This is a genomic window from Streptomyces sp. NPDC030820, assembly GCF_055572075.1.
In genome coordinates this window covers 71,797-88,822 of sequence record NZ_JBVIEB010000025.1, presented here as the reverse complement: position 1 = coordinate 88,822, position 17,026 = coordinate 71,797, and the positions used below count along the sequence as shown (strand labels likewise).

Sequence of the window (17,026 nt, the reverse complement as noted above, 5' to 3'; positions counted from 1 at the left end):
CCAGGGTCCCTGGCCGCTGTGCCGTTCGGGGCCGCGCGGTGCGCGGCCGGGCGGCTGGCGGGGTGTCAGGTGCGGCTAGTGGCGCCAGCTGTAAGGGAGTTGGGGAGTGCTCCGCACTCCTGGGCGGGTCCGCTGCGCTCCCCCGCCTGACGGTCCTTCCGGCTGCGCCTCCAGAACCGTTGGGGCCCGCTGGCGCGGGCCGGGCTGGCTACGAGGGGTGGGGGGGCGCTCGTTCGTGTCGGGTTCCAGTGTACATGCTGCATCAGATTTATGCAGCATGTACCGTTGGCGAAAACACGGGACACCTCCCAACCGCATGGGCGGGGTCGTGAAGGAGGGGACGACTTGAATTTGTTGAGCGTCGAAATGCGCCTCAAGGTGCGGGAGGAAATCCAGCGTGAGGTTACCGGATTGACGGCGGAGCAGATCCACGAGCGGCTGGTGGGTGCGGGTGGCCTGGAAAGCCGCGAGGACCAGCCAAGGCCGCTGAACGCAGAGGAGCGGCTGGCTGCTGTTCGGCGGAACGAGCTGAGGCGCATCTGGGACTTGATGGGCGGCACGGCGTGGGACGCCTACTCCCCCGAGCGCGACGCGCAGGCGGACCGCTGGCGCCAGGCGCTGCGGGACCGTCAGGAAGGTGCAAGCGGTGGGGCGGTGGAGTCTGAGTCCGGGCTGATCCGCTATCGGATCGTGGCGCAGCGGACCGACCCGGCGCACCCCGGAGCCTCGGTGGTGACGAACTACACCTACGCGCGGTCCGTTGAGGAGGCCGTGGCAAAGGTGCGCCGGGCGAAAGAGAAGCCGGGTGGCCTGTACGGGGACCAGGGCCTGTACCGCGTCGTGGAGGCCGTCGAGGAAAGCCCGCAGAGCGAGGCACGTCAACTGCAGGGCGCCCGCGGGCGGTTCCTCACTGCAGTCATGGAAGCCGCTGTTGCCGCGCTGGACGACCAGCCAGCGTCTGCGCGCACGGAGCTGGTCGGCGCCCTGTCCGAGTTCTTCTTCGATACCGTCTTCACGCGCGCCATCGTCTCCCCCGACAGCGGAGAGGAGCACGCTCAGTCGTACGCCAGGGACGGGGAGGTGCTGTCCCGCCTGCTCCTGGCTCACCTCGCCGACCACGGCCTGGACCTGGTGGAGGCAAGCGCCCGCACCGGCGAACTGCGCGCCCTGCCCGATCTGCACAGGGGTGTCGGCCGGCCTTCCCTTCGTGGCCAGGAGAGTGAGGCGCCGGCGGAGCTCATCGAGCGCGTCCTCGCCGTGTGCGAGCAGCACTATGCCGCCGTGACCGGCACCAGTTCCAAGCAGTGGGACCAGGAGTCGGCCCGGGAGCTCGTGGACATCGCCCTGCGGACCGTGCACCTGGCGGAGCCGGAGACCTACCCGCAGGCACTGGACGCGTACCTGCACGAGCACCGGGCGCGGCTGGAGCGGCTGTGGCATCGCTACGGGCCCGGCGGCATGCTCGCGGACGAGCTCGTGCTGATCGACCTGCCCGGCTGCTTTGCACTGTGCGAGAGGATCGAGACGACCCCGCTCTGGCTCGAAGGGATCTGGGCGAAGCACGGCCAGGATGAAACCGCACTGGAAAGGCTTCACGACAGCTGGCTGTACGACACGGGAGAAAAGGATGGTCGATGAGCAGGATTCCGCTCAAGAAACACCAGATCGACCAGAAGTCGGCCTTTCGTAGGTGGGTCGGATTCCCTGCAAGGTCATCTGTGCCCCCTCAGGGTGCCCGTGGCACGATCGTGTCAGCGACCGGCTCTGGAAAAACGATCATGGCCGCCGCGAGCGCACTGGAGTGCTTCCCCGAGGGCCGGATCCTCGTGACCGTGCCCACCCTGGACCTGCTCGTGCAGACCGCCCAGGCCTGGCAGGCCGTGGGTCACCGCTCCCCCATGGTCGCGGTGTGCTCGCTGGAGAACGACCTGGTGCTGAACGAGCTGGGCGTGCGCACCACCACCAACCCGATCCAGCTCGCCCTGTGGGCTGCCCGCGGGCCGGTCATCGTGTTCGCCACGTACGCCTCTCTCGTGGACCGCGAGGACTTCGATGACCCGATGGGTCAGGGACGCACTCGCGGGCCGCTGGAGGCCGCTCTGGCGGGCGGAGAGCGCCTGTACGGACAGCGGATGGACGGCTTCGACCTGGCGATCGTGGACGAAGCGCACGGCACCGCCGGTGATCTTGGCCGTCCGTGGGCGGCGATCCACGACAACGCCCGCGTCCCGGCCGACTTCCGGCTGTACCTCACCGCGACCCCGCGCATCCTGGCCTCGCCCCGGCCGCAGCGCGGGAAGGACGGCCAGGAGTTGGAGGTCGCGAGCATGGCCGACGACCCGGACGGCACGTACGGGTCATGGCTGGCCGAACTCGGGCTCTCTGAGGCGATCGAGCGGGAGATCCTCGCCCCGTTCGAGATCGACGTCCTGGAGATCCGCGACCCCTCGCCCGTGCTCGGGGAGTCGGAGGAGGCGCAGCGGGGCCGGCGCCTGGCCCTGCTGCAGACCGCCCTCCTGGAGCACGCGGCGGCGTACAACCTGCGTACGGTCATGACCTTCCACCAGAAGGTCGAGGAAGCCGCCGCCTTTGCGGAAAAGCTGCCGGAGACGGCAGCCGAGCTGTACGTCAACGACGCCTCGGACGACGACCTGGCGGCCGCGGGCCGGCTCCCGAAGTCGTCGATCGACGCCGAGTTCTACGAGCTGGAGGCCGGCCGCCACGTACTCCCGGACCGCGTGTGGTCGGCGTGGCTGTGCGGCGACCACCTCGTATCCGAGCGGCGCGAAGTGCTGCGCCAGTTCGCCAACGGCATCAACGCCTCGGGCCGGCGGGTCCACCGCGCGTTCCTGGCGTCCGTGCGCGTGCTCGGGGAAGGCGTGGACATCACCGGCGAGCGGGGCGTGGAGGCGATCTGCTTCGCCGACACCCGCGGCTCCCAGGTCGAGATCGTGCAGAACATCGGCCGGGCGCTCCGGCCCAACCGCGACGGCACCACCAAGGTCGCCCGCATCATCGTGCCCGTCTTCCTCCAGCCCGGCGAGGACCCGACCGACATGGTCGCCTCCGCCAGCTTCCGCCCCCTCGTAGCGGTGCTCCAGGGCCTGCGCTCCCACGATGAGCGCCTGGTCGAGCAGCTTGCCTCCCGCGCCCTCACCCACGGGCAGCGCAAGGTGCACCTCCGGCGTGACGAAGACGGGCGAATCGTCGGGGCCGACGGCGAGGTGGGCGAGGACCAGGAGCACGACGACACCGACGGTGCGGTCGAGTCGGCGCTGCTGCACTTCTCCTCTCCCCGGGACGCAGCCACCATCGCGGCGTTCCTGCGCACGAGGGTGTACCGGCCGGAGTCCCTGGTGTGGCTGGAGGGCTACCAAGCCCTGCTCCGCTGGCGGGAGGAGAACAAGATCACCGGCCTCTACGCCGTGCCCTACGACGTTGAGGTCGAGGTGGGCGTGACGAAGGCGTTTCCGCTGGGGCGGTGGGTGCACCAGCAGCGGAAGGCGCTGCGCGCCGGTGAACTCGATCCCCACCGCATGGAACTGCTGGACGCGCCCGGGGCCGGGATGGTCTGGGAACCGGGCGAGGAAGCCTGGGAGACCAAGCTCGCCGCGCTGCGGTCCTACCGGCGGGCCACGGGACACCTCGCTCCCCGGCAGGACGCGGTCTGGGGCGAAGGCGAGGCAATGGTGCCCGTCGGGCAGCACATGGCCAACCTGCGGCGCAAGGGCGCGAAGAACGGCCTAGGCAAGGACCCGAAGCGGGCGGAGCAGCGTGCGGCGCAGCTCACCGCGATCGACCCGGACTGGGACTGCCCGTGGCCCCTGGACTGGCAACGCCACTACCGCGTCCTCGCCGACCTCGTCGACGCCGACGGCCATCTGCCCGACATCGCACCCGGGGTGCTCATGGACGGCGACGACATCGGACGGTGGCTCCAGCGGCAGAAGCAGCCGGGCACCTGGGCGCAGCTGTCGACCGAGCAACAGGAGCGGCTGTCCCGGCTGGGCATCACGCCCGCTGAGGCTCTGTCTCCCGCTGCGGCGGCCACGCGTGCGACGAAGGGCCCGAACAAGGCGCAGCAGCCGTTCCAGCGCGGCCTTGCGGCCCTCGCACAGTGGGTGGAGCGAGAGGGCGTGGACCGGCCGGTGCCGCGCGGCCACAGCGAAGAAATCGTGGCCGACGGCGAGAGTGAAGCGGTGATCGTGAAGCTGGGCGTATGGGTCTCCAACACCAAGATGCGTCGCGACAAGCTCACCCCTGAACAGCTGGACGCACTACGAGAACTCGGCATGCAATGGGCCTGATGCTTCGCTAGCCAGCCGGGCGGTGAATCGGATGGTCACCGAAGTACACGGCCAGGCCCCAGGACAAGCGTCTTGGAGTGGGCCTCGTGCCATCAGCCCATGGTTGCCGCTGGCCGAGGCCCGGAAGGGTCTCCTGTTGACAATCGCAGCCGCCCAGCCCGCCGGTCGTCAGCTCCGGCGCAGGGCGAATGCCACGGCGAACGCGGCAATCAGCGCCGAGGCCACCCCGCCCACCGCCCCGATCGGCCCGGTCAACGAGGGGTGGACGAGGCACAGGTAGAGCGTGGCGGCCAGGACCAGGACGAAGACGATCCCCAGCACCAGAAGCAGCACGGGGTCCATGCTCGAGGGCTGCGTGGCCGACGGCTGCTGGGACTGGTTGGTACCGCTGGACATGAGGGTTTCCTCCCTGGGATGCCTGCGGACGGTCCGCAGGCGGAACGCGGAGCACGAGGCGCCCACACCCCGTGCGTCGCGGGGTGCCAGACGGACAGCAGAGTGCGAGATGGCGGGGTTGCGGCCCGCAAGTCGGCCGGGATCACCGCCCAGCAGCTGCGGCCGTCTTCCTGGGCTTGCGCGGCCGTGTGATGGCGGTGCGTTGGTACTGGTGGACCATGGTGAAGCCGAGCGGGGAGAGCGGGGCCTTGGTGCGGTGCTCGCGTCGCTCGACGAGCCCAAGGGCGACGAGCTTCTTCAGCCCGCGTTCGTGAGTGTCGGGGGACCAGCCGTACCACTCGGGGGCTTTCTCCGCAGGGAAGGTCGACCAGTTCTTCTCGCGGGCGACAACCAAGAACAGGGCCAGGGCCGGCAGATCCAGGACCTCGTCACGGCCCAGCGTCCAGAACGTGGTTGGGATCTGCAGGAAACGGTTCTCCTCCGTGTCGCCCACGGGGCGGTCGTAGGACTTCCCGCTGCCGTCCTCGCGCAGGAGAGTGACCGTGATCATGGTTCCGCTGCGGCTGCACTCGATCAGCTTCCGCGCCTGCAGCCGGCGCAGAGCCCGCCACGCACCGGTACGGGCGGACTGGTCGGTCGCGGTCTCGTGGATGTCCATCAGCCGCGCCCACACCGCGCTGTCGTGCGTGGTCGACCAGCCGTTATCCCCGTTGCTGCACGCGGCCACGATGATCAGGTAGGCCTTGAGGCCTCGCAGGTCCCTGCCGGTCACGAAGTCCTTCAGGGGCCCATGGCGGCTGGCGGCCCCCTTGTTCGCCTGGACGAAGGTCTTACGCAGGGGCACGTTGACCCGGATCGAACGGGTGAGGACCGCCGTACGAGTGTCCCGCCCAGTCGCGGTCGTCTCCTGCATGTCCCGCTTGGCGGGCGTCGTCGTCTTCATGCACCAGAAGGTAGCCAGCTGGGCCCACTGATCCCAAACGATCCAGCCTACCGATGTCTGATGCATCAGCGGCTGATCATGGACGTCCCAGCGGGTGTATGTGAGAGCCGCTGAAAGGGCCATGTGACAGATCCAGGTGAGAGACCCAGGTGAAAGGTCAACTGGGATAACTACTGTTTAGGATGGGGTACGCCTCAGCTCCTCAATCCGCATGCCCGGCCGCCGCCGTCCCAGCACGACGGCGGACCCGACCGACCACCTCGCTCTTCCGGCCGCCGACCCCGCTTCGCACCCCTGGCCCCGTTCCGCCAACGCCGACAGCACGGGGCCGCAGACGGTCTTTTGAGAGCCTTTCAGGCACTGCTCCAAAGAGGAGGCCGTTTCCTGATCGGAGGCGCCCAGCGAGCCGTACAGCGACTCCTTGGCCAGCAGTCGTTCTATGCGCACCTCGGCCAGGCCTGTGGGGCGGGAGGGGCTCACGTACGGATGGACGGAACAGGCCTGGAACTACATCGGCGAGGCCACCGAAGAGTTCCGGGCGCCGGAGTTGACGGGCGCGCAGACGAACAGTCGACGGGGCTCGCGACGGTTCAGGATCTACAGGTCGAACTCGAGGTGCTCGATATCGGTGAAGCGGACCTCCTCCAGCTGGCCGGCGCGCCGACCCATGTCCTGGAAGTACACCTCCTTGAGTGCTTCGGCGGCGATCTGCTGGAGCTGCTGGTCGCTGGCGCCCTGCTCCTGGGCGTCGAAGAGGCGGGCGGCGTACTGCGGCGGCAGCGCCACGGTCAAGTGCCGGAGGCGGTCCTCGTCCGTCGTCCCGATCGGCGCGGTGTAGCCGATCCGGGCTCGGGTGTCGATGACGATGCCGCCGGTGGTCGCCGCCTTCTGTCGCGCCCTGGCGCGGATCTGCGGCTGCCACCGCTTCTTCACCTCGCCTTCCAGGCGGGCGGCGAGGTCCGGGCGGGGCTTCTTGATCTGGTCTTTCACGTACCGCTCGACCGTGCGCTGCGAGATCCGCAGCATCTGGGCGACCGCTTTGGTGCCCTTGAGCTGCTTGACCAGGTACCGCATCTGCGCGGGCGCGCTCTTGGGCGCCGGGCGGGTGAACGCCTTGTGCACCGCGGCGTCCAGGCCGTCGCCGAACATGCTCATCGCGCTCTACCTACTCCCCGGTGTCCTGGTCGGTGACGGTGCCGTCCTTGATGTACCGGGCGAGGTTGAGTTCCGGGGTGTTGAACTGCTCGCGGACACCCTCGCCCCACAGCACGCTCTGGGTGCCCTCCCACTTCACCAGGCCCGGGTTCACTCCGAGTTTGAAGCCGCCGGGCAGCGGCTTGCCGTCCCGGTAGGGCAGGAAATCCAGCGGCGACGGCCCGTCGGAGGCGTAGACGGCGCAGTCCGAGAGGACGGCCACCGGGTACTGCCCGGTGAAGGCGGCGTGCTTGACGATCTTGCGGTGCATGTTGATCCGGGTCCGGGAGATGACGGCGGCGCGGATGTCCGGGCGCCAGGTGGGCCGGGCGATGGCCCGCCACGGCTGCCCGGGCTTCCAGCCCTCCCCGCGCGGGCGCTCGCGCAGCTTGCCGATGCCGCCCTTCACGGTCGCCTTGATCGCGGACACCACGATCGCCAGCTGCGGGTCACGCTGCCGGTAGCCGTCCATCGCCTTCAGGAACTCTTCCGGCGGCAGGTCTGCGTGCACGCCGAGGTCGGCCATCGTGGCGATGTAGGCATCGCGCAGCCGGTTGTACCAGGCGTCCAGGTAGCGGCCGTTGTCGTGACGGACGTACGCCTCGATCGGCGTGACGTCGTAGCCGAGCTCCACCGCGTACGCCACGGTCGGCGTGGCGTACCAGGCCGGGCCCGTCGGGCTCTCGCCTTTCGGTGTGAACGGGCTCGGCAGCAGCGCGCCATCCAGCTCCGCCCACTTGTCCTTGGCCACCTTCACGCGGGACAGGTCGACATGGGAGAGGTCGACCAGCCAGGAACCGGGCAGTTTCGCGTCGAAGACGGGGTTCTTGACGTGCGTCGGCGCGCCCAGGCCGACCGTGAGGCCGTTCGCGCCGGCGGCGAAGGCCATGTTCACGTCGATGCCCACCAGGTGAGGGCGAAGGCATTCGGCGTCGGTGAGCGGGCGCGCCCAGTCGTACGCCTCCTCCACCAGGACCTCGGCCGGGGTGCGGTGGTGGAAGCGCGGCAGGTCCGCCAGGACCGGGTGCCCGTCGGGTGCCTCGCACGGCGCGCAGTCCACCGGATCCTTGCCCAGCGAGCCGGGGTTGTGCTCGGAGTGCCGCCTGCCCGTCGCGTCCGGTTCCGAGGCGCGGGTCGGCGGGTGCAGCGCAGTCATCAGTTCCAGACCGGTCACGGCGGTCGATCCGCGCGGCGTCATCACGCGGGCCGCATACGTGCCCAGCAGCCGGGCCAGGTCCGCCGCCGGCAGTTGCCCCGCGTCGGCCCAGTGCCGGGTGTCGAGCGCGTCCCACGACGGGATGCACAACTGCACGCAGGATCGCTCCGCGCCCTGTGCGGGGCGGTAGATCCTCGCCCACGGCCCGAACCCGCGCTTCGTCAGCTGCCAGTGGGCGCGCGTCAGCTGCTTGATGACCTTGTGGCCCTCCGGCAGCCGCCCGGCCAGGCGCTCCTGTTGTGTGAGCGTCACGGGCAGGCCGTAGTACTCGCACGCCACCTCGGTCAGCACGATCAGCGGGTCGGCGTCCTTGCCCGGCCCGGACAACTTCGGCTGGCCGAGCCGCCCTTCGCGCAGAGTCCACTCCACCAGGGCCGGGATCGACTTCGCCGGTACGTCCAGGACCAGGCCGCCGACGCAGTACGCCAGCACCTGGCCGTCGGCAACGTCGACGACCGCAAGCGGACCGTTCTCGAAACGCGGATCGGCGCCGCCCCCCGGGGTGCCTGCGGTGGCGGCCTTCTTCGCGGCCGGGCGCCGCGACGTCGGCCTGGTCGTGACCGCCGGGCGCGGTACAGGGGCAGCGGGGCGCGTGTTCGCGGGCTCCGCAGCCGGGACTGTGGGTGTGGTGCGGGCTTGGGCCGGTTCAACTGCCGATGGCGCAGGAGCGGCCGCAACGGCAGGAGTCTCGGGGACCGCCGTGTCCTCACAGGGCACCGGAGCGTTGGCAGGGTAGAGCTGGGCGAGCTGCTTGAGCATGCGCGCGTATGCGTCGCGCTCCGGCGGCCGCGGCTCGGTCTTGCCGGCCTCCCAGCCGCTGAGCGTCGCACGCCGCACCTGCAATGCGGCAGCCACCTCGTCCAGCGTCAGCCCGTGCGCCTGGCGCAGCCGCTTGCGCTCCGCCGGGGGCGGCAACGGGGAGCGGGACGCAATGAGCGCATCGACCGCGTTGAACAGCTCGGACATGCAGCACCTCCACTCCCGCAACCCTAGCGTGAAGCGCACATTTCGCGTACCAAACGCGTACGGATAGCGTAAGAAACGATTGCGTCGCCCGGGCTGTCGCAGGTGCCCCATCTCACCGAACTATGGGCGCACCCCAGTGAAGTTGTCAGGCGTCGCGGTACTGGTTCCGGGCAACACGGACGACGCGGCCAGCCTTAAGCAGACCGTCTATGTAGACGGAGACGCCGTTGCGGTTGGCTTGCTTGCCCGCGGCGGTCAAAGCATCCGCAATATCACCGAGAGACATGGGCTGAGGCGACGCCCTGAGGATCTTGACGATGGCATCCGCCTTGGTGAGGTCCTGGACCGCCGACCCCGGCCCGGACACCGCTGCACTCAGCTTCTTGAAGGCGTCCCGCTTGGCTTTGAGTCCCTCGATATGAGCGCCGAGTCGGTCACGCTCGAGTTCGGCTTCACGGAGTTCACGCTCGACGCTGGCAAGGTCATCGCTGTAGGAGTTCACGAGGAGAAGACTATAGAAACCTAGTAGAAGTTAGCTAGGTTTTCTTAAAGACGGACGCTGCTCGACCGGCTGGGTGCCGGGCGAACCCTACGGAGCGGCGATCAGGTTCAGTGAGACGAACTCAGGCTCGAGATAGGGCAGCAGGGTCAGTAGCCGAGGACCCGCAAGGATGTCTCGCGTACGCCGGAACTGGCCAAAGACAACGGGCGAGTGTGAAAGACCTGAGGGAGCAGACGGCCGCTGTGCGGCGGCAGAACGGCTCGGGGGAAGGACATGGGGGAGATCGTCAAAGGGCTTGAGCGAGCGCTGCTGAGCCGTCCGGTGCCTACTGGTGACGCCGCTGTGCGTTTCCTGCTCAGGGCGCAGAAGGGCTCCACGAAGAACGTGGCTGTCCTCCTGGGGATCTCCCAGCGCACGGTACAGAGGTGGGTCACGACCCGGCCGGGAATGCGTCGCCGTCCAAGTGCTGTGCATGCGGGGTTGATCGATGAGGTCGTCAGGGCACGGTGGCAGCCCCTGGTGCGCGCCCGCCGACGGGCCCGGGCCGAGGCCGACGGGTTTGTCTTCCACACCAGGGCGCGGTTCGGTTTCGCCGCTCCGGCAGGCTCGTCGGACGATCCGCGGGTACGGCTGATCACCCAGTACCTGTCGGGAGAAGTGGCCCGCGAGCTGTTCGCCGCCCGGGACGCCGGCGGGGGTGAGCAGCAGCAGATGGTGATCCTCGCCCGTGCTTTGGGGCATGCCTACTTCCGGGACGGAGGCTTGCGTGCCCATGGGCTCGGGATCGCCTTCACCGACGTGGAGTTCGCCGATTTCTCCATCGACTGACGTGCACGCGGGTTCGAGCTCAGAGCGAGGGCGGGATCTGGTGCCGTGTCAGCATCGTGTCGTAGCACTGTGCTTCCTGTCGTTCGCGCCAGTCCCACTGGATGCGGCCGACAGAACCGGTGCGCTGATCGACAGGCGGCTGCGGCGGGCGGAGCCTGGCCGCCTCCGCCATGTGCAGCAGGTGGGTGCGGTCGTGGGGGCCGGCCAGCAGATGCTGGTCCTGGCCGGGCGCGAGCCGGGCGAAGGACACGGCGGCCTTCAGGAAGACGCGTGCCCACAGCGGCACCCGGTGCGAGGCGCAGCCGTCGGTGTAGCGGGCGCGGTCATGCAGGGCCAGGGTGGCCGCGGCGGCGTCGTAGTCGCCGGGGCGGGCGGTGGCGAGCTGCTGGAAGGAGGCGCCGGTAAAGAGGGCGGCGGCGAGGGCGGCGGCCAAGCGGGGGTGGGCGGTCACGGTGGAGAGGCGCTGGGCGACTTCCTGGACTGCCTGCTCGGTGAGGGGTGTCGGTGGCGGGCGGTGCCGGAAGGTGATCGGCGGCGGTACACACGGGGCGGTACAGGGGGCGGGACTGTCGTAGGAGACGAGGCGGTCCAGCGCGGGCAGGGTGAGCCACTGATCTGTCGGCTGGGCGGGCTCGTCCGCAGGCGGGGGTTCGGTGGCATGTGGGCCGTAGTAGTGGCGGCGGGCGGCCTGGAAGTCGGCGGTGATGGCGTAATCGGCCGTCTGCAGGGCCTGTTGCAGGGCGGCGGGCAGGTGAGGGCGGTGGCAGACCAGGGTCAGGTGGATGCCGGTCAGGGCGCGCAGTTCCAGGAGGCGCATCGTGCGGCGGGCGGTGAGGCGGTGGGCGCGCAGGACGGTCAGCCGGTTCACGGGCAGGGCGTTGATCCAGGCGGTGGCGGCTTCCCAGGCCGGCTGACGGCCGGCGGGGAAACGGCCCGGGAGCAGGGGCGGTTTACCCAGGGCGGCCAGAAGGTCGTGGGCGAGGCCGGTTTCGCTGGTGGTGCCCGGGCCGGGGTGCAGGGTGATCCGGCCGGACGGCGGATGGTGGGCGGCCAGGGCGCTGTGCGTGTGAACCGCGTCATCGCCCGGGTCGAGGACCACGGCTACGGACGGTGGCACGGCGAGCGGCATGGCGACGTGGTGGTCAGGCGAGGCGGCTGAAGGCCCAGCGCAGCAGCTCCTGATCCACACGGGGGCGCTCGGTGCGGGCCAGGGCGGTGCGAGTGTGTGCGGTCAACTGCGCCCAGGCACGGAAGTTGCCATGCGCGGCGTGCTGGTCGGCGAACGTGATGTCGTCGGGGTCGGCGTCGGCCCAGACCGGATGAAACAGCGGGATGGCCTCCAGGACCTCGCTGGGGGTGAGGCGGGTGAAGTGCTGCCAGATGAAGATGCGGGAGGACAGCATCGGCTCGCGGCGCAGCACGGTGTGGCAGCCCTCCCCGCCGACGAAGATGATCGCCAGCTGGGTGGCCGGTTCGTCCCACAGATAGCGGAAGTACTCGAATGCCTCCCCGTTGAGCCACTGGGCCTCATCCACGAGGAAAGTGCGGGGGCGTTCAGCCAGGGCGGTCTTCAGCAGGCGGTCGAATTCACTTGGATGGCGCGGCGGTTCACCGGCCAAGTCGAGCGCGGTGAACAGCTCGTAGCGCACCGCACGGGCGGTGGGACGGGCACGAAAAGTGATCTTGCGGACGTCCTCGTGCGGTTCGAGCCCGCGCAGACAGATGTTGACGGCGAGCGTCTTGCCGAAGCCAGCGCCGCCGTGGATGCACATCATGGCGCGGGCGGCGACGGTGTCGGCGATGTTCTCGCGGGCAGTGAGCAGAGCGCGGGTGGTGACCACGGACGCATCGGGCAGGTCAACGTACTGGTAGGTGGCCGCGGTCACGAGGCGTCTCCGTCTTCAGCGGTCTGTGCAGTGGGTTCGAGTGGGCCGTCGGAGGCAGGTTCGGACGGGACGGGAGCAGGCCGGCCGGGCGTGGTCCGGGTGGCGAGGGAGGGCGGGGTGCGCCAGTCGGCCGGGGGTGCGGCGGGCGGGATGAGGTCCGGCAGCGCGAGCTGCGCGAGGTCGGTGTCGACGGTCTGGGCGAGTTCGGCCTCGGCCTGCGCGGTGGTCAGCGCGCCAAGCCGCCGGGGCGCCTCGGGCTGGTTCACGGTGGCGTAGCGCTCGCGCTGGGAAGCCTCCAGGTCCTTCTTCAGACGGCGGGAGCGAGCGGCCCGCGCTCTTCGTACGGCGCTGATCTGTTCGTCGGTGGCCTGGTCGGCCAGGTCCGCAGGACCCAGGTAGCGGCCGGTGGCCGCGTGGTAGACCTCGATGCGGTGGTCGTGGTGGGGCATGAAACGGACGCGGACCTGGATCCCGGCCTGGCCGGCCATCCACGGGCCCACGTAGTCGCGTTTCCTGAAACGGATGCCGCGGGTGGTGAGCGTGCGGGTGCCGGCGTCCTCCAGGGTGAACGTCCACAGATCCGTCGCGGGCACGTCCCGCAGCGGGGTGGGATCGTCCTGCCACGCCTGAAGCGGGGTCTTGCCCCGCAAGGGCGCGGGGTGGTGCTCGGTGTTCCACCACAGCGTCCAATCCAGCAGCCGGGCGGTGAAGTCCTCGAAGCCGAGCAGCACTTCGTCCTTCGGGCGGGAAGCCCGTTTGCCGGGACGCGGCTGGCGGGCGTAGCCAGGCAGCGCGGCCAGGAACATGCTCTCCACCGCCCGGTTCAGCCCCTCCACGGTGCCCTTGAGGTGAGGGGTGTAGGCGGGCAGGTCCTCCACCGTCACGTCCAGGAGATCGAACGCGGCGGTCACCGTCCTGGACAGGAAGTCCTTGCCGCGGTCGACACGCACCTTCTCGGGCAGACCGCCGAAGGGGCCGTAGGGATCCTCGCGCAGGACCGCGGAGCGCAGTGCCGACAGCACCGACTCCCGCGACGGATGCACCGGCGTGACGGCGACGCCGGTGATCGCGTTCGTCGCGCAGTCGGTGAACCAGGTGATCCACGGTCTGCGGGCCTTGCCATCGACGTCGACCAGCACCGGGGCCTGCATGTGGTCGCTCTCCCATGCCTGGTTGCGCCAACCCCGCGACCTGGCCAGGAACACATCGTGTTTGCGTGCCGCCCGCTCGCCTTTCGCAAGTCCGGCCCGCTCCCCCGGCGTCAGGTCCCGCTGGATCGCACGGTGCAGCGTCGGAATCGACGGAGGCGCCTCTCCCTCACCCTTGACCGCGCGAGCGGTCAGCTCACGATGGACCGCCGCGACGTTGCCCTTCCACAAGGCCAGCAGGCGGCGCACCTCCGAGGAGACGGTGAAGCGGTCCCTGCTCTGGGCCCGTGCCCCAGGCTCCGCGGCCGCGGACACGTCACGCTCGGCAGCGGCAAGCCACCGCCACACCGTGCGCTCCGTCACCTCCAACGACTCCGCCACCAGCCGTACATGACGGGACGTCAATTTCTGTTCCTGCCGCAGGGCGAGCAGCCGGCGCACGGCAGGACCTCGCAGCGCCGACAGGGAGGAAGGGGGCAGACCTCCCCGCCCGTTGGGACCGTCCTCGTGCACACCGGAGCGGGAAGCGCCCTCTCCCGGCCCGGAAGCGCCGGTCACAGCGGCCCCATGAGCCGTGCGCAGGCCCGCTCCAGCATCCGGCGGTCCACTACCGCACGGCTCTTGCCGTAGATCTCGGCGGTCAGGTGCGAGGTGAGCTTCGCCCAGGTCCGGAAATTGCCGTGGCCCACATGCTCGTCCACCCACACGACATCATCCTCGGCCACCTCCTCCCACAGCGGGTGGAAGGCCGCCATCGCCGCTGCCACCTCACCCGGACGAAGACGCGGCACCAACTCCCAGGTCAACACCCGAGAGGCCAGCGCAGGCACCCGGCGCAGCGCCCGTTCGCTGCCCGCCCCCGCGAGCACGAGTGCCGTGTCCGTGTCCGGGTGGTCCCACAGCCCCCGCAGAAACTCCAGCGCCGGTCCCGGAAGGCGCTGCGCCTCGTCCAGTACCAGCACGCGGGGCTGTCGGAGCGCGTTCACCAGCATCAAGTCGGCCTCCCCCGCCCCGCGCGGCAGACGCCTGCCCAGTTCGAGGGCATCCGCGAGTACCCGGCGCAGTTCGGGAACCGTCGGGTGCACACCGACGTGGACCCGGCGGATCCTGGCCGGGTGCGGCAGCTGGGACAGGGCGTACTGCAACGCGACGGTCTTGCCCTGACCGGCGTCGCCGTACAAACACACCACCGCCCCCACCCCGGCCGCGTGCGCGACCGTCCGCAGCACCGACCGCACAGCAGGCGTGTGCACCACCTGAGCACCCGGCACCAGGACCGGGACCTGCGCCAGATGCTTCTGCTCCCGCAGAAACACCTGCCCACCGCCACCCTTCTCGGCCACCACGTCCAGGCCCAGCTCGCTGAGGGGATCCGACCGGCGCGACTCGGCAACCTCAGGCTCCCGCCCGGTCAGCAAAGCCCGCCCCGCCCGACGGTCCCTGCGGATCACCCGGCTCAACGTCGACATCGACGGAATGGGCACCTCACCGCCGGCAGCCACCAGCCGACGCCTCAACTCCGAGACATTGCCCCCCGCCTCACCCAACAGCTCCCACACCTCGTCCGACACCGCGTACCCCTGCCGGACCGGCGCCTCCACACGCCCCGTCGCCTTCGCCTGCTCCAGCCAGCGCCACACCGTACGCTCCGAAGCACCCACCACCTCAGCGACCGCACGCACATGCCGCGTCGACAACTCCCCCGCCTGCTGCCGCTCCAGCAAACGACGCACCACCAACGCCCTCGGCAGCCCAGCCCCCCGGCCGGCTCCTCCACCCTGATCCACCCCACGATCACACCGGCCCCACCCACCTCATCGCATCAGAACTCACGAAACTGAGACAGCATCAGCTGCCATGAGATAAAGCCCCACGACAGCAACACCCACCCCCAACCTCTCACCTCATGACAGTGTCGACCCCGCCCCAACACCCCACTGACCAGCGCCGACACAGCACACCACCAGACCAGCACCACCGACTCTCACCATTACTGACCCCAAGCCGAGAGATCGCAGGGACTTCATGAGTCCAGGAGGTATGCCTTCTCGCCCATCATCTGCAAAGCCAGGGGCTGAGCCTCCTGATCGACCTCGCGCAGCAGGAGATCGGCCCTCTGGTCTTCCCCTGAGGCACGGATCGGCTACGGGCTGCGGAGCCAGATGACGAGGGCTGCAGCGGTGACGGTCCCGAGGAAGACGTAACCCCGCTTGTCGTAGTGAGTCGCCCCTCGCTGAGAATGCCCAAACCATTGGTGAGGCGGGATGCTGCGACGCGCCGCGGCACTCCCTCCTCGCGTGTGGATCCGACTCATCCGTTACCGGCCGCCATGAGAACCGCAGTGATGCCGTAGCGCGACGGCGGTCTGGTCGGGGAGGGTGTAGGCCGTGGCTGATGACACCGATGCCGACGACTGGCCGGGCTACACGCCCGAAGAGATGTACCTGCCGACCGAACTTGTGGAGCGGATCAGGCTGGTCTGTGCCCTGCTGCACCTGCCGGTGGCTGAACGCCACGGCATGCCGGGGGTGGCGCTCGCGCGTGAAGAGGTGTGGAAGCCGGGAGAGCCGGCCGACCACGTGACCTTCTGCTGGAACGTCAGCGACAAACTGTTCGACGCCGCAGAAGCAAAGGGCAGCGACAGTCGCGCGGATCACCTCTGCGGCGCCGCCCACGCCCTGGAGCACTGGCTGGCCGACGCACTCCGCCGGGGAGGTTTGCGGGTAGAACGCGACACCGTAACGCAGGCCTGGAAGGTCTTGGGCATCGCTGCCCCCTCCCCACTGGACTAACCGGCATCGCCTGCTCGTCTCGGATGAGTCGCCTGTGCCAGGCGACGCTGGCGTTGAACAACACGACGGCCGGTACGGGCAGGTGGGAGTCGCGAAGCCACTACGCGAATACGGCACCCTCGTTGGCAGTCGCGTTGCCAGGTGCGCTGCCGCATGTGGTGGGGGGAGGGTGCGGTGGCCGAGGGCCGTTGAAGTCCAATCGCGGCTGGTTGGCCACCGGCCTACTGGCGGCTGCGAGCATGCTTCTTGGCATACTGGTGTGGCACTCAGCTGCGGGAGGGCAAAGTGGGGCTACTGGGTTCCTTTTCGGCGGTTGTGCGAGTGGAACGTCACCTGTTCGCCTTGGTTGACACCGACCCGGAGAGAGAAGAGACGTTCGCAGAGATTCCGGACAACTCGGCGTTCCTGGCCCATGAAGGCTCCGTGGTGGTTGCGTCCGACCTGGAAGACCAGAGGGCCGAGGTGAGGGTGGAGCTGTGGGACTCACCGCCTGATGTACCAGCCGGACAAGAATTCAAAAGCTTGGGGGAAGCGAGCACCGTCTTCTTCGAGTCCGAGCGATTCCAGCTTGTCAGCCTGATGCAAGAACCGCAGTCAGACGAGTATGAACTCGCCCATGCCGGCCCCTATCAGGTGCACGTGTGGGTGGGGCCGCAGCAGGAGAACCCCGATGAAGAGCTGGAAGCGTACCGGTACTTCGAGAGCTTCGTGATCCAACTGTGGGCGTAGTGTGGGTGGCGGGGGGGGAAAGGGTTCACCACCCCCCCCCCCCCGAACCCCTTCCCCTTCCCTCGAAAGTTTCCCCCCTCCCGATTCTTTCTTCTTTTTCCCCCGTTGGGAGCCTGGGG

General features: G+C 69.3%; 14 protein-coding genes. 5 read left to right on the top strand and 9 right to left on the bottom strand.

The features are described from left to right. Positions 1 to 351 precede the first annotated feature (351 nt). Both ACZ418_RS40865 and ACZ418_RS40860 read left to right on the top strand, forming a co-directional pair. Positions 352 to 1,638 (top strand): hypothetical protein, encoded by a 1,287-nt coding sequence (locus ACZ418_RS40865; RefSeq protein WP_468373409.1) that lies wholly within the window; start codon positions 352 to 354, stop codon positions 1,636 to 1,638. Beyond that, positions 1,635 to 4,307, top strand: coding sequence for a helicase associated domain-containing protein (locus tag ACZ418_RS40860; protein WP_468373407.1), 2,673 nt, complete (start codon positions 1,635 to 1,637; stop codon positions 4,305 to 4,307). Before ACZ418_RS40865 ends, ACZ418_RS40860 begins: the two co-directional genes overlap by 4 nt. 168 nt (positions 4,308 to 4,475) lie before the next feature. Here the strand turns inward: ACZ418_RS40860 and ACZ418_RS40855 are convergent, their stop codons facing one another. The 5 genes from ACZ418_RS40855 to ACZ418_RS40835 all read right to left on the bottom strand — a co-directional run bounded on the left by ACZ418_RS40855 (position 4,476) and on the right by ACZ418_RS40835 (position 9,524). Next, entirely contained in the window at positions 4,476 to 4,703 is a 228-nt protein-coding gene (locus tag ACZ418_RS40855; protein ID WP_468373404.1) for a hypothetical protein, read from the bottom strand. A gap of 142 nt (positions 4,704 to 4,845) precedes the next feature. Beyond that, positions 4,846 to 5,646, bottom strand: coding sequence for a hypothetical protein (locus tag ACZ418_RS40850; protein WP_468373402.1), 801 nt, complete (start codon positions 5,644 to 5,646; stop codon positions 4,846 to 4,848). 597 nt (positions 5,647 to 6,243) lie between these two features. Further along, the gene (tpg, locus tag ACZ418_RS40845; protein ID WP_468373399.1) at positions 6,244 to 6,801 is read right to left on the bottom strand and encodes a telomere-protecting terminal protein Tpg; all 558 of its coding nucleotides are present in this window, start codon (positions 6,799 to 6,801) and stop codon (positions 6,244 to 6,246) included. 10 nt (positions 6,802 to 6,811) lie between these two features. Beyond that, entirely contained in the window at positions 6,812 to 9,022 is a 2,211-nt protein-coding gene (gene tap / locus ACZ418_RS40840) for a telomere-associated protein Tap (protein WP_468373397.1), read from the bottom strand. A gap of 145 nt (positions 9,023 to 9,167) precedes the next feature. Continuing rightward, complete coding sequence (locus ACZ418_RS40835; RefSeq protein ID WP_468373395.1) at positions 9,168 to 9,524, bottom strand: hypothetical protein; 357 nt, start codon at positions 9,522 to 9,524, stop codon at positions 9,168 to 9,170. Between the two features lie 273 nt (positions 9,525 to 9,797). On the opposite strand from ACZ418_RS40835, the gene tpg (ACZ418_RS40830) reads away from it, so the two are divergent. Continuing rightward, entirely contained in the window at positions 9,798 to 10,352 is a 555-nt protein-coding gene (gene tpg / locus ACZ418_RS40830; protein WP_468373392.1) for a telomere-protecting terminal protein Tpg, read from the top strand. A 19-nt stretch (positions 10,353 to 10,371) separates the two neighbouring features. Here tpg (ACZ418_RS40830) and ACZ418_RS40825 read toward each other — a convergent pair whose 3' ends face one another. From ACZ418_RS40825 to ACZ418_RS40810, 4 genes are all read right to left on the bottom strand, one after another. After that, entirely contained in the window at positions 10,372 to 11,481 is a 1,110-nt protein-coding gene (locus ACZ418_RS40825) for a hypothetical protein (RefSeq protein ID WP_468373390.1), read from the bottom strand. Between the two features lie 13 nt (positions 11,482 to 11,494). Next, the gene (locus ACZ418_RS40820) at positions 11,495 to 12,238 is read right to left on the bottom strand and encodes an AAA family ATPase (protein WP_468373388.1); all 744 of its coding nucleotides are present in this window, start codon (positions 12,236 to 12,238) and stop codon (positions 11,495 to 11,497) included. Next, positions 12,235 to 13,827: a transposase gene (locus ACZ418_RS40815; protein WP_468373421.1), complete on the bottom strand. Its 1,593-nt coding sequence runs from the start codon at positions 13,825 to 13,827 to the stop codon at positions 12,235 to 12,237. Before ACZ418_RS40815 ends, ACZ418_RS40820 begins: the two co-directional genes overlap by 4 nt. 113 nt (positions 13,828 to 13,940) lie before the next feature. After that, positions 13,941 to 15,122, bottom strand: coding sequence for an AAA family ATPase (locus tag ACZ418_RS40810; protein WP_468373385.1), 1,182 nt, complete (start codon positions 15,120 to 15,122; stop codon positions 13,941 to 13,943). A 651-nt stretch (positions 15,123 to 15,773) separates the two neighbouring features. On the opposite strand from ACZ418_RS40810, the gene ACZ418_RS40805 reads away from it, so the two are divergent. Both ACZ418_RS40805 and ACZ418_RS40800 read left to right on the top strand, forming a co-directional pair. Then, positions 15,774 to 16,178 carry a hypothetical protein gene (locus ACZ418_RS40805; protein WP_468373382.1) on the top strand — a complete coding sequence of 135 codons (405 nt, stop codon included), beginning with the start codon at positions 15,774 to 15,776 and terminating at the stop codon, positions 16,176 to 16,178. A gap of 321 nt (positions 16,179 to 16,499) precedes the next feature. Beyond that, positions 16,500 to 16,907 (top strand): hypothetical protein, encoded by a 408-nt coding sequence (locus ACZ418_RS40800; RefSeq protein ID WP_468373381.1) that lies wholly within the window; start codon positions 16,500 to 16,502, stop codon positions 16,905 to 16,907. Positions 16,908 to 17,026 lie beyond the last annotated feature (119 nt).